The organism is Rhodoblastus sp. (assembly GCF_019449565.1).
In the GTDB taxonomy this organism is placed as follows: Bacteria; Pseudomonadota; Alphaproteobacteria; order Rhizobiales; family Beijerinckiaceae; genus Rhodoblastus.
Map to the genome: position 1 here is coordinate 290,327 of NZ_JAGRPM010000038.1, position 26,389 is coordinate 316,715.

Here is a 26,389-nt window from a genome sequence, read left to right on the forward strand (position 1 = left end):
TCGCGGTTCAGGCCAGATCTGATTTTTCATTCTTGCGCTGCGCCTGGACGACAGCCACTGCGGTTATGTTAGCAATGCCGTGCGCGATGATTGAAGGGGTGAGCGAACGATCATTACGTCGCTCCGCGCAGGCGAGAAGGAGGAAAATCATGTCGAAACTGGCCGCCTGGTCGCCGCACGCCCTTGCCGTCCTGCGGATCATGACCGCATTGCTCTTTATCGAGCACGGTTCGATGAAGCTTTTCCATTTCCCGGCGGCCCAGCCCGGGGCGCCGGATCCGCTGCCGCTCCTGCTACTCGCCGCGGCGATCATCGAAGTCGTCGGCGGCGCCTTGGTCGCCATGGGCTTCCTGACCCGCTTCGCGGCTTTTATTTGCTCCGGAGAAATCGCTGTCGGCTATTTCCTGCTTCACGCGCCGAAAAGCTTCTGGCCGGCGCTCAACCAGGGCGACGCGGCGATCCTGTTCAGCTTCATCTTCTTCTACCTGATTTTCGCCGGCCCCGGCGCCTGGAGCCTCGACGCCGTTTTGCGCAGATCGTCATCGTTGCCGCAGTGAAAATTGGTCGGTGCGGGCAAAATCGCTGGCCAGATCTGGCGCGATGCCGGACCCAGCGCAGACGGCTGCTGCATGGCCAAAGCCGCTCGCCGCGCATCGCCCTGCTTTGTTGTATTCAGCGTCACTCCACCGTGACGCTTTTCGCCAGGTTGCGCGGCTGATCGACGTCCTTGCCCATATGGACCGCCGTGTAATAGGCCAGCATCTGGATCGGCGCGGCATAGACGATGGCCGTGAATTCCGGCGCCATGTCGGGCATGCGAATCTCGCCGGAGAGCGTGACCGCCGCAGCTTCGATGGCGTTGGAATCGCCGACCAAGATGATTTTCCCGCCGCGCGCGGAAACTTCCTGCAGGTTCGAGACGGTCTTTTCCAGCACCGGATCGGTCGGCGCGATCACGATCACCGGCAATTCCTCGTCGATCAGCGCGATGGGGCCATGCTTCAGCTCGCCGGCGGCATAGCCCTCGGCGTGGATATAGGAGATTTCCTTGAGCTTCAGCGCGCCTTCCAGCGCCAGCGGATAAGACGTGCCGCGTCCGAGATAGAGCACGTCGGTCGCCTTGGCGAGATGCTGCGCCAGAGTCTCGATGCCCGCCTCCAGCTTCATCGCCTCGGCCAACAGGCCCGGCACGACCATCAATTCATTGACCAGCCGCCTTTCCTCCGCCGCGTCGAGCACGCCGCGCGCCCGGCCCAGAGCCACCGCGAGCGCCGCCAGAACGGTCAGCTGGCAGGTGAAGGCCTTGGTGGAGGCGACGCCGATTTCCGGACCGGCGAGGGTCGGCGCCGCGACGTCGCTCTCGCGGGCGATGGTCGAAGTCGGCACATTGACCACGCCGATGATCGTCTGGCCATTGGCCTTGGCGTAGCGCAGCGAGGCGAGCGAATCCGCCGTCTCGCCGGATTGCGAGACCACGATCATCAGCCCCTGCTCCGGCAGCGGCGCTTCGCGGTAGCGGAATTCCGACGCCACGTCGATTTCGACTCGCAGCCGGGCGAAACGCTCGAACCAGTATTTCGCGACGAGACCGGCGTAATAGGCCGTGCCGCAGGCCGTCAGCGTGATGCCGGTCAGGCTCTTGGCGTCGAACGGCAGTTCGAACGGCAGCCGCACCGCGCCGGCGGAAAAATCGATGTAATGGGCGAGCGTGCGCGCGACGACTTCCGGCTGTTCATGGATTTCCTTGGCCATGAAATGCCGGTAATTGCCCTTGTCCACCAGGAAGGCGGAAGCTTGCGTCTTCAATTTGGGCCGCGACACCGGCTCGTTGTCCTCGTTGCGGAATTCCGCCGAGCCGCGCCGCAGGATCACCCAGTCGCCGTCTTCGAGATAGGTGATGGTGTCGGTGAAGGCCGCGAGCGCCAGCGCATCGGAGCCGAGATACATCTCGCCGCCCTCGCCATAGCCGACCGCCAAAGGGGCGCCGCGCCGCGCGCCGATCAGCAGGTTTTCCTCGCCGTCGAACAGAAGCGCCAGCGCAAAAGCGCCCTTGAGCCGGGGCAGGCTGGCGGCGACCGCCTGTTCCGGCGACAGGCCGCGACGGATCTGCTCCGTCACCAGATGCGCCACGGCTTCGGTGTCGGTCTGGGTGACGAATTCATGGCCCTGCGCGATGAGCTCGTCGCGCAATTCCCGGAAATTCTCGATGATGCCATTATGCACCACCGCGAGCTTGTCGGTGGTGTGGGGATGGGCGTTATTCTCGGTGGGGCGGCCATGCGTCGCCCAGCGGGTATGACCGATGCCGACGGAGCCGTGCAGAGGCTTCTCGCGCAAAAGGGCTTCGAGATTGCGCAGCTTGCCCTCGGCGCGGCGGCGCTGCAGCCTTCCGTCCTCCAGCGTGGCGATGCCGGCTGAATCATAGCCGCGATATTCGAGCCGCTTGAGCGCGTCGATCAGCGGCCCCGCGACGGGACCCTGACCGAGAATGCCGACAATGCCGCACATGAATGCAAAATCTCCGATTGATCGCGCCGATCAGAAAGGCCGGGTTCAAGGCCCGACGCAAGTCAATTTGCGCGACAATGCTTTAACAAGACTTAGGCGACGCGACGAAGGGCCCGCGCATGCGCCGAACGCCGCATCTTTTTAAAAACTCTGCAACCTTTCGCAAAATTCGCAAAGCTCGGGCCTGGCCATCTTTGGAAGCGGCTATCTAAGCCTTATGGCCGGGAGCCTCGCCTATTTGGCGGGTTTGAGCGCAGCCATCTTCTTGCGGAAGGCCGCAGCCCAGCCAGGCAGGACCGCCTGACGACCGCGCGCGACGGCTAGCGCGTCGGCTTCGACATTCTCCGTCACCACCGAGCCGGAGCCGACAAAGGCGCCGTCGCCGATCTTCACCGGCGCGACCAATGCCGAATTCGAGCCGATGAAGGCGTCCGCGCCGATGCTGGTGCGATATTTGAGGAAGCCGTCGTAATTGCAGGTGATGACTCCGGCGCCGATATTGGCGCGCGCGCCAATGCTGGCGTCGCCGATATAGGTAAGATGATTGACTTTGGCGCCTTCTCCGATATCCGCCTGCTTGATCTCGACGAAATTGCCGATCCGCGCCTTGTCCGCCAGTTTCGCTCCGGGCCGCAGCCGGGCGTAGGGGCCGATCGAGACATTCTTGGCCAAGGTCGCGCCTTCGAGATGCGAGAAGGAATGAATGACGCCGCCGTCGCCGACCGTCACGCCGGGTCCGAACACCACATGCGGCTCGACCAGCACATCGGAGCCCAGAACCGTGTCGAAGCTGAAGAACACCGTCTCCGGCGCGATCAAAGTGGCGCCGCCGAGCATGGCCGCCAGCCGCAGCCGCCGCTGAATTTCCGCTTCAGCGACCGCAAGCTGGGCGCGGTCGTTGACGCCCAGCACTTCCTGCGCCGGCGCCATGACAAGCGCGCAGGCGGCGCCTTCCGCTCGCGCCATGACCACGGCGTCCGGCAGGTAATATTCCTGCTGGGCGTTGGAATTGCCGATGCGCGCCAGCCAGTCGAGCGCTCTCTTGCCGTCGAGCGCCATCAATCCGGCGTTGCAGGCGCCGACCGCCAGCTCGGCGGGGCTGGCGTCCTTGTGCTCTCGGATCGCCAGCAGCCCGCCCTCATTGTCGGTGAGCAGCCGGCCGTATCCAGTTGGGTCCTCGGGCTCGAAGCCAAGCACGGCGATGCCCGAACCGTCGCCAAGTTTTTTGCGCAAATGGACGAAAGTCTCGGGCCGGGTCAGCGGGGTGTCGGCGAAAAGCACCAGAACATCGTCGAAGCCCTCGGCCAAGGCGTCGCGGGCCGCGAGCACGGCGTGGGCGGTGCCGAGTCGTTCCGCCTGCACGAAAATCCGGGCTTCCGGCGCGGCGGCGCGCGCCTCGGCGGCGACATCGTCCCGCCCCGGCCCCACCACCACGGCGACCGCGTCCGCACCCGCCCGGTTTACCGAATCCAGCACATGGGCGAGCATCGAGCGCCCGGCGACCTTGTGCAGCACTTTCGGCAGGGCCGAGCGCATGCGCTTGCCTTCGCCGGCGGCGAGAATGATGGCGAGGCAGCGGCGCGGCGCGGCGCGGCTTTCGGTTTCGGTCGTCATGAGACCCTCGGCACTTTCAGGTAGGCGTGTATAGGGGAGCGGCAAAATCCGGCAAAGCAAAAAATCCGCCTCGCAACCGCCGCAAATTAGTTTATAAACCCGCCAGCCGGCGAAGAGCGGACGGATAAGGACGATCTCTATTCGTATAAAGCCTTTGGCCATTTGTATGAGACTTTTTGCGGTCGCCGGCCCTTGGCAGGAGCGGCTTTCGCGCCAAGAATAACAAGACCATCGGAACGGACTGCCTCTCCCATGTTGAAGCGAAGGGAAGTGTTACAACTGGCGGGAAGCGCCGCCGCCCTTGCCGCCGCCAACACATTGCCTTCCGCATTCGCCCAGGAACAGCCCGCCGAGGCGATGCCCTTCTCCGGCCCGGCGGTGGTCGACATGGCGCGCGCGCTGGCCGCGAAGCCCTTCGCCGCGCCCAATCTCGACCTGCCCGGCGCCCTGACCAGCCTCACCTATGAAGGCTATGTCGCTATCCGCGCGAAGCCGGAAGGCTTGATCTGGTCCGACGATTCAAGCGGCTTCGTCATCGAACCGCTGCATCGCGGCTTCATCTTCACAAACCCGATGCAGATCAACCTCGTCGAGGGCGGCCTGTCGCGGCGGTTGAATTACGACGCCTCGAAATTCGTCTTCGGCGGCGTCAACCTCCCCGCCCCGCCAACGAAGCTCGACTTTTCCGGGTTCCGCGTGCTGCGGCGCGACGATCGCGGCGAGTTGCAGGAATTGGCCATTTTCCAGGGCGCGAGCTTCTTCCGCTCGGCGGCGCGCGGCCAGAACCTCGGCGTCACCTCGCGCGGCCTCTCGATCCGCACCGGCGACGCGCGCGGCGAGGAATTTCCCTTCTTCCGCACGGTCTGGATCGAGAAGTCCAGCCGCGCGGCCAACGCCCTGACCATCAACGCACTGCTCGATTCGGAAAGCGTCTCCGGCGCCTATCGCTTCACGATCCACCCCGGCGACGCCACCATCATCGACGTCGAATGTTCGCTGTTTCCGCGCGCCGCGCTCGATAATTTCGGCCTGGCGACCATGAGCGCGACCAGCCTTTTCAGCCCGCTCGACCGGCGCGGCGACGACGATGTGCGCGACGCGGCGGCCGAATGCACCGGCCTCCAGATGCTGACCGGCGCGGGCGAATGGGTCTGGCGTCCTGTCTCGAACCGCAACAATCTCCAGATTTCGGAATTCGTGGACAGCAACCCCAAGGGCTTCGGCTTCCTCCAGCGCAACCGCGAATTCGATGATTTCTACGACCTCATTCAACATTGGGAGCGCCGGCCCTCCCTCTGGGTCGAGCCGATCGGCGACTGGGGCCCCGGCTCGGTCGAACTGGTCGAAATCCCCTCGGATAACGAGAACGCGCAGAACATGATCGCCTTCTGGCGATCGAAGACGCCGCTCGCCAAGGGACAGCAGGCAGATTTCGCCTATCGCCAGTTCTGGTGCTGGTCGCCCCCGTCGCGTCCGCCGGCCGCCGCCGTGACGGGCTCGCGCGGCGGTCGCGGCGGCGCGGCCAAGCAACGCCGTTTTCTGGTCGAATTCCGGGGCGATGCTCTCGGCGATTTCGCGCGCATGGCGGATGTGAAAGCCAATCTGAGCATTTTCCCAGGGAAGATCGCCAGCCTTCGCACCTATCCGGCGCCCGAGCGCAAGAGTTGCTATGTCCAGTTCGACATTGACGTCGCGAGCGAAAACGCTTGCGAAATGCGCCTGACCCTTGAATCCCAGGGCGCGCCCCTTTCCGAGACCTGGCTTTATAGATGGACGCTGTAACCGAAACCGCCCCCGCCCACGCGTCGAACGCCCCGCCGGCGGGGCCCTTCGCGCCCGCCATGCCGGAGGAATCGCGCCTCAACATGCCGGAGCAGAAGCTGTCGCGCTTCGATCCGGCGACCGAGCGGCGCAAATTCGTCAACAAGTTTTCCTCGCCCTGGCTGTCGCGCTTCATCACCTTCGGCGGCGGCCTCGCCCTGACCGGCTGGGGCGCCTATGAAATGTACCGCGTCATCGACGTGGGGGGCATCACCTTCCTGAAATGGGTGCTGCTGGTCCTGTTCCTGGCCAATTTCTCCTGGATCGCCCTGTCCTTCGCCGCCTCCGTGGTCGGCTTCCTGCACTTGCTGTTCGTCCGCCCCAAGCCGCCAGCCCAGCCAGAAAAGCTCTCGACCCGCACCGCCGTGGTCATGCCGATCTATAATGAAACGCCCTCGCGGGTGTTCGGCGCGCTCCAGGCCATTTACGAGGATGTCGAGGCCACCGGCCTTGGCGCGTGTTTCGACTGGTTCTTCCTTTCCGACACCACAGATCCCGACGTCTGGATCGCCGAGGAGCGCGCCCTGCTCGCCCTGCGCGGCAAGCTCGGGCCGCAGGCGCGGGTCTATTACCGCCATCGCGCCAAGAACACGGCGCGCAAGGCCGGCAATGTCGGCGATTTCGTCGCCCGCTGGGGCGGCGCCTATGAACAGATGGTCGTGCTCGACGCCGACAGCCTGATGACCGGCCACGCGATCGTCTCGCTCGCCGCCGCAATGGAGGCCGACCCAGACGCCGGCATCATCCAGACCCTGCCGCTGATCATCAACCGCAACACGCTTTTCGCCCGCGTGCAGCAATTCGCGGCGCGCATTTACGGCCCGGTCATCGCCGACGGCCTGTCCTGCTGGATGGGCCGCGACGGCAATTACTGGGGCCACAACGCGATCATCCGCACCGCCGCCTTCGCCGCCCATTGCGGCCTGCCCCATCTCAAGGGCAAGCCGCCCTTCGGCGGCCATATCATGAGCCATGATTTCGTCGAGGCGGCGCTGATCCGTCGCGCCGGATATTCGGTCTACATGCTGCCCTCGCTGGGCGGCTCCTTCGAGGAAAGCCCGCCTTCGCTGATTGACGTGGCCGCACGCGACCGCCGCTGGTGCCAGGGCAATCTCCAGCACATCAGCGTGCTTCCGGCCAAGGGGCTGGTCTGGCCCACGCGCCAGCATTTCGCCACTGGCATCATGGGCTATGTCGCCTCGCCGCTCTGGCTGGCCCAGCTGCTGGTCGGCATTCTGCTCGTGCTGCAAGCGAGCTATATCCGCCCGGAATATTTCTCCAAGGATTTCACGCTTTTCCCGACTTGGCCGCGATTCGACGCCGAAAGGTCGCTGGAGCTGTTCATCGTCACAATGGCGGTGCTGCTGGCGCCAAAATTGTTCGGCCTGATCGTCGCCTTGTTCGACAGCCCGACGCGCCGGGCCTCCGGCGGCGTGTTCGGCCTCATCTTCTCGACCCTGTTCGAAGTGCTGATGTCGGCCTTGCTCGCGCCGATCATGATGATGGTCCATGCCGGACATGTCATGCACATCATCTTCGGCTTCGACACCGGCTGGGAGCCGCAGCGGCGCGACGACGGCTCGGTGCCCTTCAAGGCCATCATGCGCCGCCACCGCGACCATGTGCTGCTGGGCTTCATCTCGCTCGTCGCGGCGCTTCTGATCTCGCCTTCGCTGGCCGCCTGGATGTCGCCGACCATCGCCGGCCTGATCCTCGCCATTTTCCTCTCCTGGGCCAGCGGTCAGAAATCCATCGGACTGGCCTTGCGCCGCGTCGGGCTGCTGGTGACGCCGGAAGAAAAGAACCCGCCGCCGATCGCCTCGCGCGCCAACGCGCTTTCGGAAGCGCTCGCCGCCGATGGCCACGACCACGCCGACGGGCTGCGCGCCCTCCACGACGACCCGAAATTCTGCGCCCTGCACCAGGCTTTCCTGCCGCCGGCGCCCCATCGCGCCCGGGGCGACATCACGCCGGAACGAGCCATGGCGGTGGCCAAGCTCAGCGACGCCCGCACCATAGACGACGCCGTGAACTGGCTACACCGCAAGGAGCGCATGGCGCTGATCCAGGACCGCGCCCTGATCGCCCTTCTGACGCGACTGCCCGCCTCGGGCGCCGCCGTCGCGGAGTGAGCCTTTCCGGCGGGGCGCCCGGGTTTGTTGAGGGTCCTGCCGGAGAGCGTGAGCGTGGTCTCGAAACTCACAAGAAAGTGAGAGCTTTCGCTCGCTTCACGGCTGACAACCTAGACTAAAAGATTAAACTGCCGAAACTGGGAATGAACCTTACGCGGGCGCTCCTGAAAGAAGCGAACGCCCCGCTTTCCAAGTCTTCAAGAGCGTCCGACGTTTGCTCGTGAGCGTCGAAGCCTGTCGTAAACGCAACGCATGTATCCTTGACGCCGACGGGCGTTGCGACTCGGCATGCATCGCGAACGACTTCGTCATGTCCGCCCGGCTCGACGCCGAACCACGGACAAAATAACAAGAATATCAAATTGCAATCCAGCGAATGGAGAGCAAAATGATGCGAAGCTTAAATAGAAATACGTATTGGTTCCGTTCGGGAAAAACTGAATCAATATTTTTCCCATTCGGCCTCGGCGAAAATGGCTATTATGTCAGCGACTCCGAGCGGGAGAGGATAATCCGCTGGGGCTTCTGGCATGCACAGATCCCGACCATCATTTTCATTCTGGTCGCCCTCCCCGCGCTGGCGTTCCTGCCTTCGACCCTTGCGCATGACCGCCGAACAGCCTGGCTCGCTCTCCTGGCGATGGGCGCATTCTATTGCGGCGCGGCGCAAGGCGTCGCCTGGATTGCGGGGCGCGTCATGTATGGCCTGCTGTTGTCGGATTGCCCGTGTGTCAGCCGGCGATTGTCGCGCGAGGAAAAACACAGCTGCACCGGCCAGATCGGCGGCCGTCTGTTCGGTTTCGGCCGGGCGTCGAAACTGGTTTGCCAGATCGGCGGCGCGGCGGCGCTCGCGACCGTCGCATTGGGCCTGGCGCGCCTCGACGCTTTGTCGATTGTTGTCGGTTTGGTCAGCGCCAGCGCGTTCTTTTCCCCCATCGTCGCCGCCCAAGCCACGGATTTCGTCAAAACCCTGAAACGTCACAGGAACCAGCGCGAGGCCATCGAGAAAAGCCGGGCTTCCGCCCTTGCCCCAATCCCCGGTCACACCATCGAATAGAAAGCGCGAAAGCCGCCGGAGAACCCTCGCGGAGCCCGCCCCCGGTCAGCCGCCATGGCGGAGTGAGGCGAATCGGCAACGCGCCTTGCGAAAATCGCGGCGTCGTTAATCGTGGGTTAAGGCGAACAATAGAAAATGACGGCTCTGGAACAGCGGGTTGCGCCAACCCGCGCGGAGCCTCCGATGAACGACCTGATTCCCCCGTCGCACCCCGTGCCGCAAACCCGGCGGCAGACTGAGCCGAACTGGGACGCTTCCCGTGAAGCCGCTTGGGACGCGTCCCGTGACGCTGCTTGGGACGCATCCTGGGACCAAGCGCCGGAAATCGAATTCCGGCCGGTTCCGCCGAAACGCCCCAAATGGCGCCGCTACTCCGCGTCCGCCGGGGCGCTGCTGCTGACCTTGGGCTTGGGCTGGGCTGCGTCGGACAAGATCGGCGGCTATTTCGGCCCGCCCGCGCCGGATCCGGCGGAGATCAAGGCGGCGGAGGCCCTCACGGCCGCCCAGGCGCAACGCCGGGAGCTCGCCGCCCTTCGCGTCCATGTCGAAACGCTGAAAAGCAAGTTGGAGGCCCAGGCGCAGAAATCTCGCGCGGCCGAATCGACCATCGCCACGCTGCAAAAGGGCCTTGCCGAGGAAAAGGCCGACGCCGCGTCGGCGGCTTCGCAATTGCAGGCCAAGATCGAGAAAATCCAGAGCCAGGCTGCGGAAAAAGCGGCCGAAAAGGCGGCTGAACGCAATATCGACAAGACGACGACCGCCTCAATCCCCAAGCCCCTGCCCCGTCCGGCCCAAATACAGGCGTCGGCGCCGGCGGCCCGTCCGGCGCCCTATCGCAACTTCGTTCTGCGCGATATCGGCCCCGGCCGCGCTCTGGTCGAAGGCGGCGGCCGGATCGAGGAAGTCGAGCCCGGCGACATCCTGCCCGGCGGCGCCATGGTGGAGCGGATCGAAAGGCGCGGCCAGAGCTGGGTCGTGATGACCGACCGCGGCTATATCGGCCCCGATTACAACTGGGACGATTGATCTTCAAAATTCCGGGCGCAAGGCCGCGCCCGGCGCCAGCGCCTCGGCAAAGGCCGCTTGCAGTGCGGGCAGGATGTCCTCGACCCTGTCGCGGACCAGATAGCGCGCCTCGCTATTCGCCCGGATGAAGCCCAGTTCGCGCATATGGTCGAGCAGCGACAGCAACGGGCGCCAGAATCCGGCGATATCGGCGATCAGCACTGGCTTGTCATGGCGTTGCAACTGCACCCAGGTCAATTGCTCGACCAGTTCCTCCAGCGTGCCAATTCCGCCTGGAAGCGCGACAAAGGCGTCGGCCTTTTCGAACATCAGCCGCTTGCGCTCATGCATGTCCTCGACCACCAGCAGGTCCTGCACGCTTTCGAGCATATTCTCGCGCTTTTGCAGGAAACGCGGGATGATCCCGGTGACATGGCCGCCCGCGCTGAGCACGGCGTGGGCGACGGCGCCCATCAGGCCAAGATCGCCGCCGCCATAAACCAGGCCGATGTCGTTTTCCGCGAGAATGCGGCCGAAATCCCGCGCCGCCGCGATAAAAGCGGGGTCGGCGCCCATGGATGAACCGCAATAGACACAGATTTTCCGAATTCCGCGCATCGATCGCCCCAATCGTCGCCCCTTTCTGTCCCGCCGCCCGGAACGGGTCAAGCCGCGCGCGGATAATCTCTTTTGTCGCATGGCGATTTTGGCCAAGCGGACATAAATAAGGCGCAACAGCCATTCCCCACGGAATCGCAGAATCCTTCGCGTCCGAGCCGTCCCCCGCAAACCTTAAAGAGGCGTCATGTCCGCCAAGCCTGAAGCCGCACACGCCCAGCCGGTCCGTCTCGCGGACTACCGCCCGACCGATTACCTGATTGATTCGGTCCATCTCGACATCAGCCTCAATCCGATCGCCACCCGGGTCATCTCGCGCCTCAGCCTGCGCCCCAATCCCGCCGGCGTCGCTGGCGCGCCGCTCGTGCTCGACGGCGGCGACCTGAAGCCCTACCGCGCCTTGCTCGACAATGAGGCCCTGGACCTTGCCGAAGTCGCGACGCCCGATCGCCTGACCATCGCCAACCCTCCCGCGCGGCCCTTTACGCTGGAAGTCGAAACCCTGCTCGACCCCTCCGCCAACACGCGGCTGGAAGGGCTCTACCGCTCCGGCTCGGCCTATTGCACGCAATGCGAGGCCGAGGGCTTCCGCCGCATCGCCTATTATCTCGACCGCCCCGATGTGATGAGCGTCTTCACCGTGCGCATCGAGGCCGACGAGCGCGAGGCCCCGGTGCTGCTCTCCAACGGCAATCCGGTCGAGAGCGGCGAGACGGGCAACGGCCGCCATTACGCCATCTGGCATGACCCCCATCCCAAGCCGAGCTATCTCTTCGCCCTCGTCGGCGGCGATCTCGGCTCCATCGAGGACGAATTCACCACCGCCTCGGGGCGCAATGTGAAGCTCGCCATCCATGTCGAAAAGGGCAAGGAACATCGCGCCCATTACGCGATGGAGAGTCTGATCCACGCCATGCGCTGGGACGAATTCGTCTATGGCCGCGAATATGACCTCGACGTGTTCAACATTGTCGCCGTGCCGGATTTCAACATGGGCGCGATGGAGAACAAAGGCCTCAACATCTTCAACGACAAATATATCCTGGCCATCCAGGAAACCGCGACCGACCATGATTACGCGGGCATCGAGACCGTCGTCGCGCATGAATATTTCCACAACTGGACCGGCAACCGCATTACTTGCCGCGACTGGTTCCAGCTTTGTCTCAAGGAAGGTCTGACTGTCTATCGCGACCAGGAATTCACCGCCGACCAGCGGTCGCGCGCGGTCGGCCGCATCGCCAGCGTCCGGACGCTGCGCGCCGCGCAATATCCCGAGGACGCCGGCCCGCTGGCCCATAATGTGCGCCCGGATACCTACAGCGAAATCAACAATTTCTACACGGCGACCGTCTATGAGAAGGGCGCCGAGATCATCCGCATGCTGCGCTGCCTGATCGGCCACGAGGCCTATCACAATGGCATGGCGCTTTATTTCGAGCGCTTCGATGGCAAGGCCGCCACTGTGGAGGATTTCCTGTCCTGCTTCGCCGAAAGCGCGGGGCGCGACCTCACCCAGTTCTTCCAATGGTACCAGCAGGCGGGCACGCCGAAGCTCACCGCGCGCGGCTCCTATGACGCCGAGGCGAAGACCTATACCCTCGACCTGTCGCAGGCGACGCCGCCCACCCCCGGCCAGCCCGAGAAAAAGCCGCTGCTGATGCCGATCCGGCTTGGCCTGATCGGCCGCGACGGCCAGGAAATCGCGCTGGTCCAGGACGATCCCTTGAGCGCCCGTGAGGCGACCTATGGCATTTTCGAACTGGCCGACGCGCAGCGCCGCATCGTCTTCAAGGACGTGCCCAGCAAGCCCGTCCCCTCCCTCGTCCGCCGCTTCTCCGCGCCGGTGATCCTCGATGTCGATCTCGACGAGGACGACCTGCTGCTGATGATGGCCCATGACAGCGACCCCTTCAATCGCTGGCAGGCGGCCCAGACCCTCGCCACGCGGCTGCTGATCCGCTCGACGCAGCTGATCCGCGCCGGCGAACTGCCCGACTTCAACCCCCCATTTGCGGAAGCGCTCGGCGCTGCGATCGAGGGCGGCGATTCCGATCCGGCCTTCGCCGCGCAAATGGCCGCGCTGCCGAGCGAGGGCGATATCGCCCGCGACATTGGCTCCGACGTCGATCCCGACGCCATCTTCCTGGCCCGCCGCGCCTTGCGCTCCGACATCGGCAAGCTGCTCGGCGAGCGCCTGCTCACCGTCTACAACCGCCTCGCCTCCGATGCGCCTTATTCGCCCGACGCCGCCAGCGCCGGCCGCCGCGCCCTGCGCAACGCCTGCCTCGATCTCTATGCGGCCGGCAATGCGGCAGACGGCTCCGAGATCGCCATGCGCCAGTTCCAGGCCGGCGCCAATATGACCGACCAGATGGCCGCGCTTGCGGTCCTTTCGGCCCACGCCACGCAGCAGCGCGAGCGTGCGCTGGATTCCTTCTTCCGCTCCCACGCCGACGAACCGCTCATCGTCGACAAATGGTTCTCGCTGCAGGCGATGATCCCCGAGCCCGAAACGCTGGCCCGCGTCAAGCGGCTGATGCATAACCACGCCTTCAGCCTGACCAATCCCAATCGCGTGCGCGCCTTGATCGGCGCTTTCGCCACCGGCAACCCGACCGGCTTCAACGCCGCCGACGGCGCCGGCTACCGCTTCGTCGCGGAAACCGTGCTGAAGCTCGACGAGGTCAATCCGCAGGTGGCCGCGCGCCTGCTCTCGGCGTTCCGCTCCTGGCGCAATCTCGAAGCCGGCCGCAGCGGCCTCGCCCGGGAGGCGCTGGAGCTCGTCGCGGCGCATGGCGCGCTATCGCCGGACCTGCGCGACATCGTCGCGCGCTCGCTCGCCTGACGCCGGAATCAAGCCTCGCGCAAGCCTCCGAAGCCGCCCTCAAGGCCCATGCCGAAAGGGCGGCTTCGCCTTGTTTTCGCTCCATTTTCGCCCTGTTTCCGTAAGGCCGCCCGAACCCGAGGCGACAATGAGGCGCCGCGCGCCGGCGACCCCCATTTTCCATGCTTCCTGTTGTTTTATAATAATTTTTTCTACCGCCACGCCCTCTGCTAGGCGCTCCGCGCCTTACGCCGCCGCGTTTTGCGCCGCAACGAAATTCGACCAAATTTTGCTTTCATTAACGAAAATTTAGGCTGGACAAAAAGCCGCCTTCGGATTCGAATGGAACTGATTCGGAGGCGTCGCTTTAAAGCTCCGGATCGTCAATTTTCACCTTTGTGGGAGCGAGTCATGGCGCGTGCGAACGCCGCCGATGCCTCATTTTGTCTTGATGCATCGAGCCCGCCTGAACCCATCTGGAAATCGACCGCGGCGTCCAGCCTTCCGCAGGGCGCCGCTGTGACGCATCTTTTTCCCACGGCGCGCCCGGCTCAGGCCCCGCAGGGCGACCATTTCCAAGCCCCGCAGGGAGAACATGCCCCGATGGCGGCGCTCACGCCGAAAGAACGCCTCGAGCCCCTGTTGCACAGCGCCGTGCCGGCGATGATCGTGCTGTTTCTCCTCACCCTGTTCGGCATCGCGGCGCAGGTCGCCCTGCAAAGCTATGACAAGGTGGTGCCGGAAGCGCTCGCCGAGATGGAAATGGTCGGCCGCCTCGCGGCGGAAGACCTCAATGTCGCAACGCGCCACGCGCCGCCCGGCGCGCCGGCCGCCATGATCCTGGAATCCGCCCTCGGCCGCTTCCTGACCCGCGGACGGATTATCGCCGTCACCGATCCCGAGGGCCAGATCGTCGCCGCCTTGCCGCCGGGCGCGATCCGCGCGAACTCGCTGTCCGGACATCTCGGGACGGCGCAACCCCTGACCGTCTTCGCCGAAAAGGCGGGGCCGATGCAAATCGCCCTGTCGAACGGAACCGAGGCGCTCGCGACCGTCCGCAATCTCGACGCGCCCTATGGCCAGCTTGCGATCATCCAGCCGGTCGACAGCGCCCTTTCCGAATGGCGCTCCGCCGCCTGGCGCTCCGCCATTCTTCTCATCGTCACCTCCGCCGTGATGGGCATCGTCGCCTTCGCCTATTTCGCCCAGGCCAGCCGCGCCATCGACGCCGAATCCGACCGCGCGCGCATCCGCAACCGCATCGACGCCGCGCTCGATCGCGGCCGTTGCGGGCTGTGGGACTGGGATCTCGCCAATGGCCGCATCTATTGGTCGGATTCCATGTATGACATGCTCGCCATGGAGCGCGCGGGCGAATTCCTGTCTTTCGGCGACGTCAAGAAACTGATCCACCCCGACGACGGCGACCTCGGCCAGATCGCTGAGCAATTGACCGCGCGGCGCGCCAACGCCATCGATCACGCCTTCCGCATTCGCGATTCCCGGGGCGAATGGATCTGGATCCGGGCGCGCGCCCAGGTCATCCACGAAGGCCGCGAACGCACGCCGCATCTGGTCGGCATCGCCGTCGACATTTCCGAGCAGGTCAGGCTGGCCGAACGCAGCGCCGCCGCCGACCTGCGCCTGCGCGACGCGGTGGAGACCATTTCCGAAGCCTTCGTGCTCTGGGATTCGCAGAACCACCTTGTTCTGTGCAACGCCAAGTTCCAGCGCCTCCACGGCCTGCCCGCCGAATGCATCGCTCCCGGCACGCCCTATGCCACGGCCATGGCGCAGTCGCAGAGCTTCGCCGAACAGGCCGAAGCTTTGCCGAACGAGGGCGCAGGCCGCGTCTACGAAGCGCGCCTCGCCGACGGACGCTGGCTCCAAATCAACGAGCGCCGCACCAAGGACGGCGGCTATGTGTCGGTCGGCACCGATATTTCCGCGCTGAAACAGCATGAGCAGCAATTGCTCGATAGCGAGCGCCGTCTGATGGCGACCGTGGCGGACCTGCGCAAATCCCGCCAGACGCTCGAATTTCAGGCGCAGCAGCTCGCCGAACTCGCCGAGCGTTACCTCGAGCAGAAGGCCGAGGCCGAAGGCGCCAATCGCGCCAAATCCGATTTCCTCGCCAATATGAGCCATGAGCTGCGCACGCCGCTCACTCATATCATCGGCTTCGCGGAAGTGATGGAGCAGCAATATTTCGGCGAGATCGGCAATGAGCGCTATGTGCAATACGCCAATCACATTCGCCAGTCGGGCCAATATTTGCATGGCGTGATCAGCGACGTGCTGGAAATGTCGCGGCTCGACGCCGGCCAGATCGCCCTTCAGGCTCGCGAGATTGACCTCGCCCCGACGCTGGCCGAGGCGGTGGACGCCCACCGTGCCCCGGCGGCGGCGAAACAGGTGGAGATATCCTTCGACGCCCCCGCCGACAGCCGTGTCGTCGCCGATCCCGACCTGTTGCGCCATGTCGTCGACATCCTGATGAAGAACGCCCTGAAATTCACGCCGGAGGGTGGCCGCATCGCCGTGCGCGCGATACGCCAGGGCGCGGCCCATGACATTATCGTGGAGGATAGCGGCTGCGGCATGAACGAGGAGGAGCTGACCCGCGTCTGCCGACCCTTCGAACAGCGGTCTCCGCTCATGCAGGACGGCATGAAGGGCCCGGGCCTCGGCCTGTCGATCGCCCATTCGCTGGTCGAACTGCACGGCGGCGAATTGCGGATCGATTCCGCGCCGGGAGAAGGCGCGAAAGTCTGCATCCACTTGCCGGGACCGCGCGAGCAGGCGCGCAACCGCATCGCCGCCATCAGCGCGGCGGAATGATCAGCGCCCGCGCGAAAACACCGCGTCCATATGGGCGGCCAGCGCGAAGTCCTGCTCGGTGACGCGCCCGGCGTCATGAGTCGTCAGCTCGACCCAGACCCGGTTGTAGATGTTCTTCCATTCCGGATGGTGGTCGACCCGCTCGCAATAGAGCCCCACTTCGACCATGAAGGCCAAAGCCTCGGCGAAGGCGAAGAATTTGAAGACCTTGGCGATCCTTTTGTCGTCGCCGCTCCAGCCATCGGGAATCGTGACCATATCCTGCTCTCCCATGCGAGGCGTGACGCGCTCGCCCTGCGCTGATAATTTATAATCCGATTCAGGCAGGAGCCGTCATGTCCAATCTCGATAAAGCCCTCACCGCGCTCGACGCCGACCGCGAGGGCGCGCTGGAGCGGCTGTTCGCGCTGTTGCGCTTCAAATCCATCTCGACCGATCCCGCCTTCGCCCCGGACTGCGCGGCGGCTGCCGACTGGCTGGTTGGGCAGTTGAGGGAACTGGGATTCGAGGCTTCGTCGCGGCCGACCGCCGGCCATCCCATGGTGGTCGCCAAGGCCAAGGCGGCGCGTCCCGACGCGCCCAATGTGCTGTTCTATGGCCATTACGACGTGCAGCCGGTCGATCCGCTGGAGCTGTGGCGCGCGAACCCCTTCGCGCCCGATCTCGTCGAAGCCGCCCCAAGCCGCAGGCAGATCGTCGCGCGCGGCGCCGCCGACGACAAGGGCCAGCTGATGACCTTCCTCGAAGCCTGCCGCGCCCTGCGCGCCAATGGCGGCCTGCCTTGCCATGTCACGATCCTGTTCGAGGGCGAGGAGGAATCCGGCTCGACCTCCCTGCCCGCCTTCCTCGCCGCCAATGGCAAGGAGCTGAAGGCCGATCTGATGCTGGTGTGCGACACCAATATGTGGGATCGCGACACCCCGCTCATCACCTGCATGCTGCGGGGGCTGGCGTTGGAGGAAGTCGTCGTCAAGGCCGCCAGCCGCGACCTTCATTCCGGCATGTTCGGCGGCCCGGCCGTCAATCCGATCCATGTGCTGTCGCGGATCATCGCCGGCCTGCATGACGAGAACGGCCGCATCACCCTGCCGGATTTTTACGAGGGCGTCCCCGAACTGCCGCCGGACATCAAGCAGCAATGGGCGGCGCTCAATTTCGACGAAAAAGCCTTTCTGGGCGAGGTCGGGTTGTCCGTTCCCGCCGGCGAGGGCAATTATTCCGTGCTGGAGCAGATCTGGGCGCGACCGACCTGCGACGTCAATGGCATCGTTGGCGGCTATACCGGCCAGGGCTCCAAGACGGTGCTGCCAGCGCAGGCCAGCGCCAAATTCTCCTTCCGTCTGGTGGGCAAGCAGGACCCGCAGGCGATTCTGGAAGCCTTCCGCGCCTATGTGCGCTCCTGCCTGCCTGAGGATTGCGAGGCGGAATTCATCAGTCACGGCGCCAGCCCGGCGCTGTCGCTGCCCTTCCGCTCCGAGGCGCTCCAGCGCGCCAGCCGCGCGCTTGAGGCCGAATGGGGCAAGCCGGCGGTGCTGGCGGCCTCGGGCGGTTCGATCCCGATCGTCGGCCTGTTCAAGCGCGAATTGAAAATGGATTCTCTGATGGTCGGCTTCGGCCTCGATGACGACCGCATCCATTCGCCCAATGAGAAATATGAACTGTCCTCGTTCCAGAAGGGCGCGCGCAGCTGGGCGCGGATTCTAACCGCGCTGGCGGATTGATGCCAAGCCACACAGTCGAGAGCCTGTGGGGCGTGGTTAGGTGCGACTGCGCCCGATAGCCCATCGCAGGACGGGCGTCTTCCGCCGCCCTGTTGGCTGATGCGAGGGATTTTTTGAAATGATATGAGGCGAAGAAAACCGGAACACGGGCGCGACGCTGATTCGCGCCTGTTTCGTTCGCGTCCTGATCGTTCTTTCCCGTTTCGGGCCGTCGCCGAGGCCGCGCGAAACGAAATTTGTTAACCGTCACCGCGCAAAGGCCGTCCCGTGCTCCCCTGGATTCTCCTCGACACCGCGCCAATTCCGGGCGGCGGCGCGCTGCGGCTCAAGCGGCGGGGCAATGAATTTTCGATCATGCTCGGCGACAATGAGCTGATGAATTCGCGCTTGAGCGGCTCCGAGGAGGCGCTGGCGAGTTTGAGCCTCGCGAAGATCGCCCAGCATCCGGCGCCCAAAATCCTGATCGGCGGCCTTGGCATGGGCTTTACCCTGCGCGCGGCGCTAGCGTCGCTGGGCGGCGCCGCGCAAGTCGAGGTGGCGGAACTCGTCCCCGCCGTCATCTCCTGGGCGCGCGGGCCAATGGCCGAGGTCTTCGGCGGCTGCCTCGACGATCCGCGCGTGAAAATTCTTGAGGGCGACGTTGGCGACATCATCGGCGCGCGCGCCGGCGTCTATGACGCCATCCTGCTCGACGTGGATAATGGCCCCGACGGGCTCACTTCAAGCGCCAATGACCGCCTGTATAACGGCCCCGGCCTCGCCGCCGCCCGCACCGCGCTCAAACCCGGCGGCGTCGTGGCTTACTGGTCTTCCGGGCCGGACGAAAATTTCACCCGACGACTGCGCAAGGCCGGCTTCGAGGTCGAGGAGCGCCCGGTGCGCGCGGGCCGCTCGCGCGGCGCACGCCACATGATCTGGCTCGCCACGCGAAGCTGACCGGCTGGAACAAAGCGGGACGGCCACACTGAAGCCGATTCGCGCCTGTTCTGTTCGCGCAAAATTCCGCCCTTCCCGATTTGGGGCGCCTGTCTCGGAAGGGGCGGAAAGCAATCCTTTACGCCGGGAACAAATCAGAAATATCCCCAAACCAGCGATTCGTTCAGGTCTCATTCCCGTCCTGATCGCCAAATCCCGTTTCAGGCCTTAAGCAAAGCTTAACAGGCAAGCTCCTGTTAAGGTTTCGCTTTCCCGCGCGGCTTGGCCGGCTTGGCGCCTTTGGCCGCTTTGGGAACCTTGGCGGGCCATGCGACGATCCGGTCGATCATCTCGTCCACCGACAATTCATCCTCCAGCGCATGAACGCGGCCAAGCACAGAAATCCCGGCCTCCACCACGCTCTCGCGCCGCCCGCTGACCAGCGGGTGCCACTCGGGCAGGTCCTTGCCATGGGCGACCAGCCGATAGGCGCATGTCGGCGGCAGCCAGCGCAGCGATGCCGCGCTGTCCGGCGTCAGGCGGATGCAATCCTTCACCCGCCGCGAGCGGTGTCCATAATCGGAACAGCGCGCAGTCGCGGGATCGAGTAGGCGGCAACCGACATCGGTAAAATGAATTTCGCCGCTATCCTCGTCCTCAAGCTTCACCAGACAGCAGCGGCCGCAGCCATCGCACAGGCTTTCCCATTCCGCCTTGGAAAACTCGCTCAGCGCGCGGTCCCGCCAGAAGGGTTTTCTGGCGTCGCTTTCACACTCGGGCTTCCTGGGCTTCTTCGTCTGCGTCATGGTCCGGTTCAAAATGGGGCAAATCGGGATGGCGCATGTTTTGCGCTTGAAGGTTGATAGCGTTAAGACAATGTTAAAGGCGTCGGCGCGCGCCGCCTGTCAAGGCCGGCGCCGCGACAACGGACCCACGAAGCGCGAAGCGCCGCAGCAAAGACCGGATGGAGCGCCGCAACCTTGGCCTATGACTTCAACCAAGCCAGATGGTTCCGCGCGCTGCGCAATGCGCTGCTCGGCTTCGATTCGTGGATCGACAGCGCGTTCTTCACGCTGAGCACGGATACAGCCGGACTGTGGCGGAATTTCTCGAGCTTCATGGAGCGGTTCCATGTGCGCGGCGCGAGCCGCGTCGCGGTGGAGCTGGCCTGCGAGGGCCTTACGCTTGGCGTGTTCGGCGGGCTGATCCTTGTGGTGCTGGCGCAGCCGGCCTTCCGCCTCACCGCCTCGGGCGACTGGCTGAAGAAGACCGACCTCGCCGTGACCTTCCAGGACCGCTTCGGCAAGGAGGTCGGACGGCGCGGCATTCTCCACGACGACGCCGTGACGCTCGACCAATATCCCGATTATGTCGTGCAAGCCGTTCTCTCGACGGAAGACCGCCGCTTCTATGATCATTGGGGCGTCGATCCCATCGGCCTCGGCCGCGCCCTCACCGTCAACGCCCGCTCCTCGGGCGTCGTGCAGGGCGGCTCCACGCTCACCCAACAATTGGCCAAGAACCTCTTTTTGTCCAATGAGCGCACGCTCACGCGCAAAATCAACGAGGCCTTCCTGGCGTTCTGGCTGGAATCGCATCTCAGCAAGAAGCAGATCCTGCAACTCTATCTCGACCGCGCCTATATGGGCGGCGGCACCTTTGGCATTCAGGCGGCGTCGCAATTCTATTTCGGCCGCTCGGTCAAGGATGTGTCGCTGGCGCAGGCGGCCATGCTCGCAGGCCTGTTCAAGGCGCCGACCAAATTCGCGCCGCATGTCAACCTGCCTGCCGCCCGAGCCCGCGCGCTCGACGTGCTCAACAATATGGTCGTCGCCGGCTATCTCCGCGAGAACCAGATCGCGGACGCGCAGCGCAACCCGGCCTCGCCGGTCGATCGCAGCGCCGAGGCCAGCACGCCCGACTGGTATCTCGACTGGGCCTTCAACGAGATCAAGGCGCTGTCCGAATCCGGCAAGCTCGGGCCGGACCGCGTCTTCACCGTGCGCACGGCGCTCGATTCGAGCTTGCAGAAAAAGGCCGAGACCACCATCGACGAAATGCTGCGCGAGAGCGGGCCGGCCTTCCACGCCAAACAAGGCGCGACCATCGTGCTCGAACCGCTCGGCGCCGTGCGGGCGCTGGTCGGCGGCCGCGATTACGGCGTCAGCCAGTTCAACCGCGCCACGGACGCCCAGCGCCAGCCCGGCTCGTCCTTCAAGCCCTATGTCTATCTGACCGCCCTCATGAGCGGAAAATTCACGCCGCAGACGACGGTAGTGGACGCGCCGATCTGCCTCGGCAACTGGTGCCCGAAGAATTACAAAGGCTCTTATGCCGGCTCAATGCCGATGTGGAACGCGCTGGCCCATTCGCTGAACACGGTCGCCGTGCGCCTTTCCATTGCGATTGGGGACGGCGACGCCAAGAAGGGCCGCGCCCGCATCATCGCCACCGCGCGGCGCCTGGGCCTCACCGCGCCCCTGCCCGACACGCAATCGCTGCCGCTGGGCGCCGACGAAGTCAGCCCGATGGACCAGGCCACCGGCTATGCGGCCTTCGCCAATGGCGGCAAGCGCATCAAGCCCTATGCCGCGCTGGAGATCGCCAACAGCCGCGGCGAGCTGATCTACACCCATGACCGCGACGGCGAACAGCCGCAGCAGGTGATCGACCCGCGCAACATCAACGATCTCGTCTTCATGATGACGCAGGTGGTCGAACAGGGCACGGGCCGCCGCGCGATACTGGACGGCGTCAAGGTCGCGGGCAAGACCGGCACGACCAATGAATATAAGGACGCCTGGTTCTGCGGCTATACCGGCAATTTCGTCGGCATCGTCTGGTATGGCAATGACGACGACCAGCCGATGGAGAAGATGACCGGCGGCACCCTGCCCGCCGCGACCTGGCACGACATCATGCAATTCGCCCATAGCGGCGTCGATCTGAAGCCCCTGCCCGGCTCGACCCTCATCGCCGAACAGGGACCGGTCGTGCAGCTGACCAATAATGCGGGCGCGCAGACGCTCAAGGTCCGCGAGCAATTATCGAAGAAATCATCGGAAGCGCTCGGCTCGATCGAGAACCTGATGAAGGCGACCGCCGAAAAGCACGGCGCGCTCGACCTGCTGCGTCCATCGCGCTACGCCGCCGCCGATCCCGCCGAAACTTTCGCGCGGCGCCGGGGCGCGATCGTGGACCTGCGCTAGAATCGGCCGACGGCTGCGGCCGTGTCTTTCGTCAGCACCTTGCCGATCGCGACGACGAAATAGGTCGGGCCAACAATGACGATGGCGGCGACGGTGGTTCCATGAAGCGAAACCAGCGCCGCCATGGTGCGTCCCGCGCCGGAAAAGCCGGAACGCCGCCTTTTATGGGCTCTCCCTTTCGGCCGGTTTCCGGCATGGCGAACCAGAACAGCAACAATGCGAGCGTGGCGACGCCGGAGAGAAAGAGAAAGGCCGCATTGAATCCGGCGCGATCGACGATGACGCCGGCGACGGCGTTGCTGAGCGCCGCGCCCGCGCCCCAGGCCGTCGCGGCGGCCCCGAGGACAAGGTTGTAGTGACCCGATCCCTTGGTCAAATCGGCGATGACGATGAAGAACAAAGCGCCAAAAATTCCGGCGCCAACGCCGTCGAGCAATTGGATCGATAGAAGATAGGACGGATCGTCCCACAAGGTATAGAGGACGCCCCGAAGTGGCAGGACGGCGAAACCGAGCAGGAAAAGCGGTTTCCGGCCCCAGTCGTCGGCCTTGGCGCCGACAAGCGCGGCCATCGGGACCATGACGGCCTGGGCGACGACGATGCACGCCCCGATAAACAAAGAACCGGCCTCTTTATGACCCTGGCTCAGCCGCTCGCCGACGAGCGGCAGCATGGCGGCATTGGCGAAATGGAACAGGGTGATCGCAGCCGTGAAGACCAGCAGCGGCCGCGATTCGAAAATCACGCTCAAGGCGCGGGGCCGCGCGCTGCCGTGGTCGGCATCGGACGATTCGTCCAGACCGCGCGCGAGAGAATAGTCAATGGCGCCGGAATCGATCGACAGAGCCGCGCCGGCGCTCAACAGCGCGAAAAAGACCGCCAGCCAAAGCACAGCAACGGGAGCGATCCAATAGCCGGCGAGGCCCGCGAGGACGGCGGCGACGACATTTCCGGCGTGGCTGAATGCTTCGTTGCGGCCTATCCGGCGTGTGAAAGCCTGCCTCCCGACGCTGCCAAGGCTGATCGCGGCGATGGCCGGCGGGAACGCCGCATCGCAAATTCCGACGATCGTCTGAGCGCCCGCAACCGGCCAAAAGGACGGAAAGAGGGCCAGCACGCCGACGCCCATTGCGACGACGACCGCGGCGGAGACGACCAGGCCGCGCTTGCACAGAGTCGAATCGACATAGGCGCCGGCGGGACTCCGCGCCGCGACCGTGGCGATTCCGCCGATCGTCATGACGAGGCCGACATGCGTCGCGTCCCACTCTCTGCCGGACCAGAGGTAGATCGCGAGAAAGGGCCCGACGCCGCCCTGCACATCGGCAAGCAGGAAATTGGACCAATCCAGAGCCGCCCTGTTCCGCATGCCTGACCCGCCTTCGCTTGCCGCGCCCAGCGGAAACGGCGACGCCAAAGCATGGTTCCCGCGACGCAGCCTAACCCTTCTTCCGCACCAGCCGCGAAAGCCCCATTTGCGCGGCGGTGACGCCGAGCGCCCGGCAGCCGCCGAACATGGCGCCGCCATAGACGACCAGCCCCACCAGCCCGAAACAGGCCAGCGCGATCAAGCTGCCGAAAATGCCCATGCTGGCGCCGAGCGCTGCGAAGGGCGCCTGAAGCCAGAGCGCGATATTGGCGAGAATAACTGTCGCCGTCGCCGCTGACAGCGCCACGCCCTTCAGCGTGTCGTCCGGCTGGAACAGATAGCGGCGCAGGCCGATATACATCAGCAGGCCGAGATTGATCCAGGCGTTGGCCGAGGTCGCCAGCGCGATGCCGACCGCGCCAAGAGGCTTGTAGAGAAGAATCTTGAGCAGGAGATTGATGACCAGCGCGCCCAGGGCGACATACATGGGCGTCTTGGTGTCGCCCATGGCCTGGAAGCCAGAGCGCAGGGCGTTGATGGCGATCATGGCCAGCAGGCCGGAGCCATAGGCGCGCAAGACCGCCGCCGTGGCGAGGGAATCGCCCGCCTTGAAGGCGCCATGCTCGAACAGCGCGCGCACGATGACGTCGGGGATAACCATGAAGGCGACGACGAAAGGCGCGGTCAGCACGATGGTCATGGCCAAAGTGCGGTTCTGCGCGGTGAAGGCGCCTTCCCAGTCCTCGCGCGCGAAACAGCGGCTCATTTCGGGCAACAGCACGGTTCCCGCCGCGACGCCGACGAGGCCGATGGGCAATTGATAGAGCCGCTCGGCGTAATAAAGCGACGACATGCCGCCGGTCTGCAACAGCGAGCCGATAATTGTATCGGCGAACATAGCGATCTGCACGCCGGACGAGCCGATCACGGCGGGGCCGAACCGGCGGAAGAAGGCGCGCACATCCTCGCCCCAACCCGGCCGCGCGATTTTTTCCATCAGGTTCAGACGGCGCGCGGCGACCATCAGCAGGGCGAGCTGGGCGATGCCTGAGGCCGTCACGCCCGCCGCCGCCGCATAGGCCGCGTTGGGAAACAGGAAGGCCACCGTCAGAAAAGCCATGGTGACCACGTTCAGCAGCACCGGCGCGAAGGCCGCTACGGCGAATTTGCCATGGGCGTTCAGCGTCGCCGAATGCATGGTGACCAGCGTCACGCAAAACAGATAGGGAAAGGTGATGCGGGTCAGGCTGACGGCGAGGTCGAATTTCGCGGGATCGGCGGCGAAGCCCGGCGCCATCAGGCGGATGAAGCCGGGCATGAAGATCCAGCCCAGCGCCAGAATCACGATCTGCGAAATGAGCAGCAAAGTGAAGATCTGATTGGCGAAATGGCGCGCCGACCAGATGTCGGTTTTCTCATAGACGCGCAGGTAGGTCGGCACATAGGCGGCGTTGAACGCCCCCTCGCCGAAAATGGCGCGGAAATGATTGGGCAGCCGCAGCGCCACCGCCAGCGCGTCGCCGAGCAGGCCAGCGCCGACGAGGCCGCTGAGCATCACGTCGCGCAGGAATCCGGTAACCCGGGAGAGCAGCGTGAAACCGCTGACCGAGAGGAAGTTTTTATACATGAACCGCCGTCAATTCCGGGTGGGACGATCTTTTTACGCTTATTCGCCCTTGGCCGGCGAGGTCTCGTTCTGAGCGGCGGCGCCGATTTTTTCGGCGACGATATAAAGCGGGCGCCCTTTCACCTCGGCGAAGACGCGCCCGATATATTCGCCCAGCACGCCGAGCGAAATCAGCTGCACGCCGGCGAAGAACATGATCGACACGATCAACGAGGCGAAGCCGGGCGCGGACACGCCCCAGATCAGGGTTTCCAGCACGTAATAGACCGCATTGAGCAATGCGAAGGCGGCGATGGCCATCCCGACATAGGTCCAGACCTTGAGCGGCACTGTGGTGAAAGACACGATGCCGTCAAAGGCGAAGCGCGTCAGCTTGCGATAGGAAAACTTCGAAACGCCGGAATGACGCTCCGCGACCTCGAAGGGCACGCCGATGGATTTGAAGCCGATCCAGGCATAGAGGCCCTTGGAGAAGCGAGCCCGCTCGCGCAGGTTTTTCAGCGCATCGAGCGCGACGCGGTCGAGCAGGCGGAAATCGCCAGCGCCCTTGGGCAACTCGATTTCGCCACAGACGCCGAAGAGATGGTAGAATTGCTCCGTGAGCCAGCGCCGCGCCGCCGAATCCGTCTCGCGGCTGAGCCGGACGCCGTAAATATTCTGATAGCCCTCGCGCCATTTGGCGACAAACTGGGCGATGGCCTCGGGCGGATGCTGCAAATCGGCGTCCATGATCACGGCGGCCCGGCCCCGCACGGAATCGACCCCCGCCGCGATGGCGATTTCCTTGCCGAAATTGCGCGAGAACGAGAGCGCGCGCAGGCGCGGATCCTGTAGATTGAGCGCGCGCAGCACCTCCACCGTGTCGTCGCTTGAGCCATCGTCGACGAAAATCACCTCGAAACTCTCGACGCAGGCCAGCGCCGGGACGAGCCGCGCGGCCAACTGATGCAGGTTCCCGCTCTCGTTGAACACCGGCACGACCACCGACAGCTCCGGCGGCGCGACGCTCATTGGGTCAGACATCTCGCGTTCGGTCCTTTTCGTCGCCAAGCACACGCGCGTCGGGTGCGGCATGGTCGCAGGAATATCTAGGCCGCAGCGCAAAAATGCGCAAGAAAGGGGCGA

General features: G+C 64.7%; 19 protein-coding genes. 10 read left to right on the plus strand and 9 right to left on the minus strand.

All coding sequences use genetic code 11. From position 1 onward, the window contains the following. Positions 1-7: 7 nt before the first annotated feature. The gene (locus tag QZ409_RS09995; RefSeq protein WP_296710145.1) at positions 8-151 is read right to left on the minus strand and encodes a hypothetical protein; all 144 of its coding nucleotides are present in this window, start codon (positions 149-151) and stop codon (positions 8-10) included. On the opposite strand from QZ409_RS09995, the gene QZ409_RS10000 reads away from it, so the two are divergent. Then, positions 150-557: a DoxX family protein gene (locus QZ409_RS10000; protein ID WP_296710147.1), complete on the plus strand. Its 408-nt coding sequence runs from the start codon at positions 150-152 to the stop codon at positions 555-557. The two genes, QZ409_RS09995 and QZ409_RS10000, sit on opposite strands and share 2 nt — an antisense overlap. A gap of 121 nt (positions 558-678) precedes the next feature. On the opposite strand, the gene glmS is transcribed toward QZ409_RS10000, so the two are convergent. Together glmS and glmU are read right to left on the minus strand one after the other, a co-directional pair. Then, positions 679-2,508, minus strand: a complete 1,830-nt coding sequence (gene glmS, locus QZ409_RS10005) for a glutamine--fructose-6-phosphate transaminase (isomerizing) (protein WP_296710148.1) — start codon at positions 2,506-2,508, stop codon at positions 679-681. Positions 2,509-2,742: 234 nt separating this feature from the next. Beyond that, positions 2,743-4,122 (minus strand): bifunctional UDP-N-acetylglucosamine diphosphorylase/glucosamine-1-phosphate N-acetyltransferase GlmU, encoded by a 1,380-nt coding sequence (glmU, locus tag QZ409_RS10010; protein ID WP_296710151.1) that lies wholly within the window; start codon positions 4,120-4,122, stop codon positions 2,743-2,745. 252 nt (positions 4,123-4,374) lie between these two features. On the opposite strand from glmU, the gene QZ409_RS10015 reads away from it, so the two are divergent. The 4 genes from QZ409_RS10015 (at position 4,375) to QZ409_RS10030 (ending at position 10,158) form a co-directional block, all read left to right on the plus strand. Continuing rightward, complete coding sequence (locus QZ409_RS10015) at positions 4,375-5,904, plus strand: glucan biosynthesis protein D (protein WP_296710155.1); 1,530 nt, start codon at positions 4,375-4,377, stop codon at positions 5,902-5,904. Beyond that, positions 5,892-8,075 carry a glucans biosynthesis glucosyltransferase MdoH gene (gene mdoH, locus QZ409_RS10020; RefSeq protein WP_296710159.1) on the plus strand — a complete coding sequence of 728 codons (2,184 nt, stop codon included), beginning with the start codon at positions 5,892-5,894 and terminating at the stop codon, positions 8,073-8,075. The genes QZ409_RS10015 and mdoH overlap by 13 nt, the downstream gene beginning before the upstream one ends. 388 nt (positions 8,076-8,463) lie before the next feature. Then, positions 8,464-9,132, plus strand: coding sequence for a hypothetical protein (locus QZ409_RS10025; protein ID WP_296710161.1), 669 nt, complete (start codon positions 8,464-8,466; stop codon positions 9,130-9,132). A 183-nt stretch (positions 9,133-9,315) separates the two neighbouring features. After that, positions 9,316-10,158, plus strand: coding sequence for a hypothetical protein (locus QZ409_RS10030; protein ID WP_296710163.1), 843 nt, complete (start codon positions 9,316-9,318; stop codon positions 10,156-10,158). A 3-nt stretch (positions 10,159-10,161) separates the two neighbouring features. Here QZ409_RS10030 and QZ409_RS10035 read toward each other — a convergent pair whose 3' ends face one another. Further along, entirely contained in the window at positions 10,162-10,755 is a 594-nt protein-coding gene (locus QZ409_RS10035; protein ID WP_296710164.1) for a TIGR00730 family Rossman fold protein, read from the minus strand. Between the two features lie 187 nt (positions 10,756-10,942). Between QZ409_RS10035 and pepN the strand changes: the two genes are divergently transcribed. Then, positions 10,943-13,603: an aminopeptidase N gene (gene pepN / locus QZ409_RS10040; RefSeq protein WP_296710166.1), complete on the plus strand. Its 2,661-nt coding sequence runs from the start codon at positions 10,943-10,945 to the stop codon at positions 13,601-13,603. Between the two features lie 390 nt (positions 13,604-13,993). Continuing rightward, positions 13,994-16,423 carry a PAS domain-containing sensor histidine kinase gene (locus QZ409_RS10045; RefSeq protein ID WP_296710170.1) on the plus strand — a complete coding sequence of 810 codons (2,430 nt, stop codon included), beginning with the start codon at positions 13,994-13,996 and terminating at the stop codon, positions 16,421-16,423. Here the strand turns inward: QZ409_RS10045 and QZ409_RS10050 are convergent, their stop codons facing one another. Beyond that, on the minus strand, positions 16,424-16,681 hold the full coding sequence (locus tag QZ409_RS10050; protein ID WP_296710173.1) for a 4a-hydroxytetrahydrobiopterin dehydratase: 258 nt from the start codon (positions 16,679-16,681) through the stop codon (positions 16,424-16,426). It abuts the gene before it with no gap. Positions 16,682-16,758: 77 nt separating this feature from the next. Between QZ409_RS10050 and QZ409_RS10055 the strand changes: the two genes are divergently transcribed. Beyond that, entirely contained in the window at positions 16,759-18,144 is a 1,386-nt protein-coding gene (locus tag QZ409_RS10055; RefSeq protein ID WP_296710175.1) for a M20/M25/M40 family metallo-hydrolase, read from the plus strand. A gap of 267 nt (positions 18,145-18,411) precedes the next feature. Continuing rightward, positions 18,412-19,080: a hypothetical protein gene (locus QZ409_RS10060; RefSeq protein WP_296710177.1), complete on the plus strand. Its 669-nt coding sequence runs from the start codon at positions 18,412-18,414 to the stop codon at positions 19,078-19,080. A 236-nt stretch (positions 19,081-19,316) separates the two neighbouring features. Here QZ409_RS10060 and QZ409_RS10065 read toward each other — a convergent pair whose 3' ends face one another. Next, positions 19,317-19,865 carry a YcgN family cysteine cluster protein gene (locus QZ409_RS10065; RefSeq protein ID WP_296710179.1) on the minus strand — a complete coding sequence of 183 codons (549 nt, stop codon included), beginning with the start codon at positions 19,863-19,865 and terminating at the stop codon, positions 19,317-19,319. A gap of 174 nt (positions 19,866-20,039) precedes the next feature. On the opposite strand from QZ409_RS10065, the gene QZ409_RS10070 reads away from it, so the two are divergent. After that, a complete protein-coding gene (locus QZ409_RS10070; protein WP_296710181.1) occupies positions 20,040-22,268 on the plus strand; it encodes a PBP1A family penicillin-binding protein in 2,229 nt (742 codons plus the stop codon). A gap of 31 nt (positions 22,269-22,299) precedes the next feature. Here the strand turns inward: QZ409_RS10070 and QZ409_RS10075 are convergent, their stop codons facing one another. The 3 genes from QZ409_RS10075 to QZ409_RS10085 all read right to left on the minus strand — a co-directional run bounded on the left by QZ409_RS10075 (position 22,300) and on the right by QZ409_RS10085 (position 26,287). Then, positions 22,300-23,637 carry an MFS transporter gene (locus QZ409_RS10075; RefSeq protein ID WP_296710183.1) on the minus strand — a complete coding sequence of 446 codons (1,338 nt, stop codon included), beginning with the start codon at positions 23,635-23,637 and terminating at the stop codon, positions 22,300-22,302. Between the two features lie 70 nt (positions 23,638-23,707). Then, complete coding sequence (murJ, locus tag QZ409_RS10080; RefSeq protein ID WP_296710186.1) at positions 23,708-25,264, minus strand: murein biosynthesis integral membrane protein MurJ; 1,557 nt, start codon at positions 25,262-25,264, stop codon at positions 23,708-23,710. Positions 25,265-25,303: 39 nt separating this feature from the next. Next, positions 25,304-26,287 carry a glycosyltransferase family 2 protein gene (locus QZ409_RS10085; protein ID WP_296710189.1) on the minus strand — a complete coding sequence of 328 codons (984 nt, stop codon included), beginning with the start codon at positions 26,285-26,287 and terminating at the stop codon, positions 25,304-25,306. Positions 26,288-26,389 lie beyond the last annotated feature (102 nt).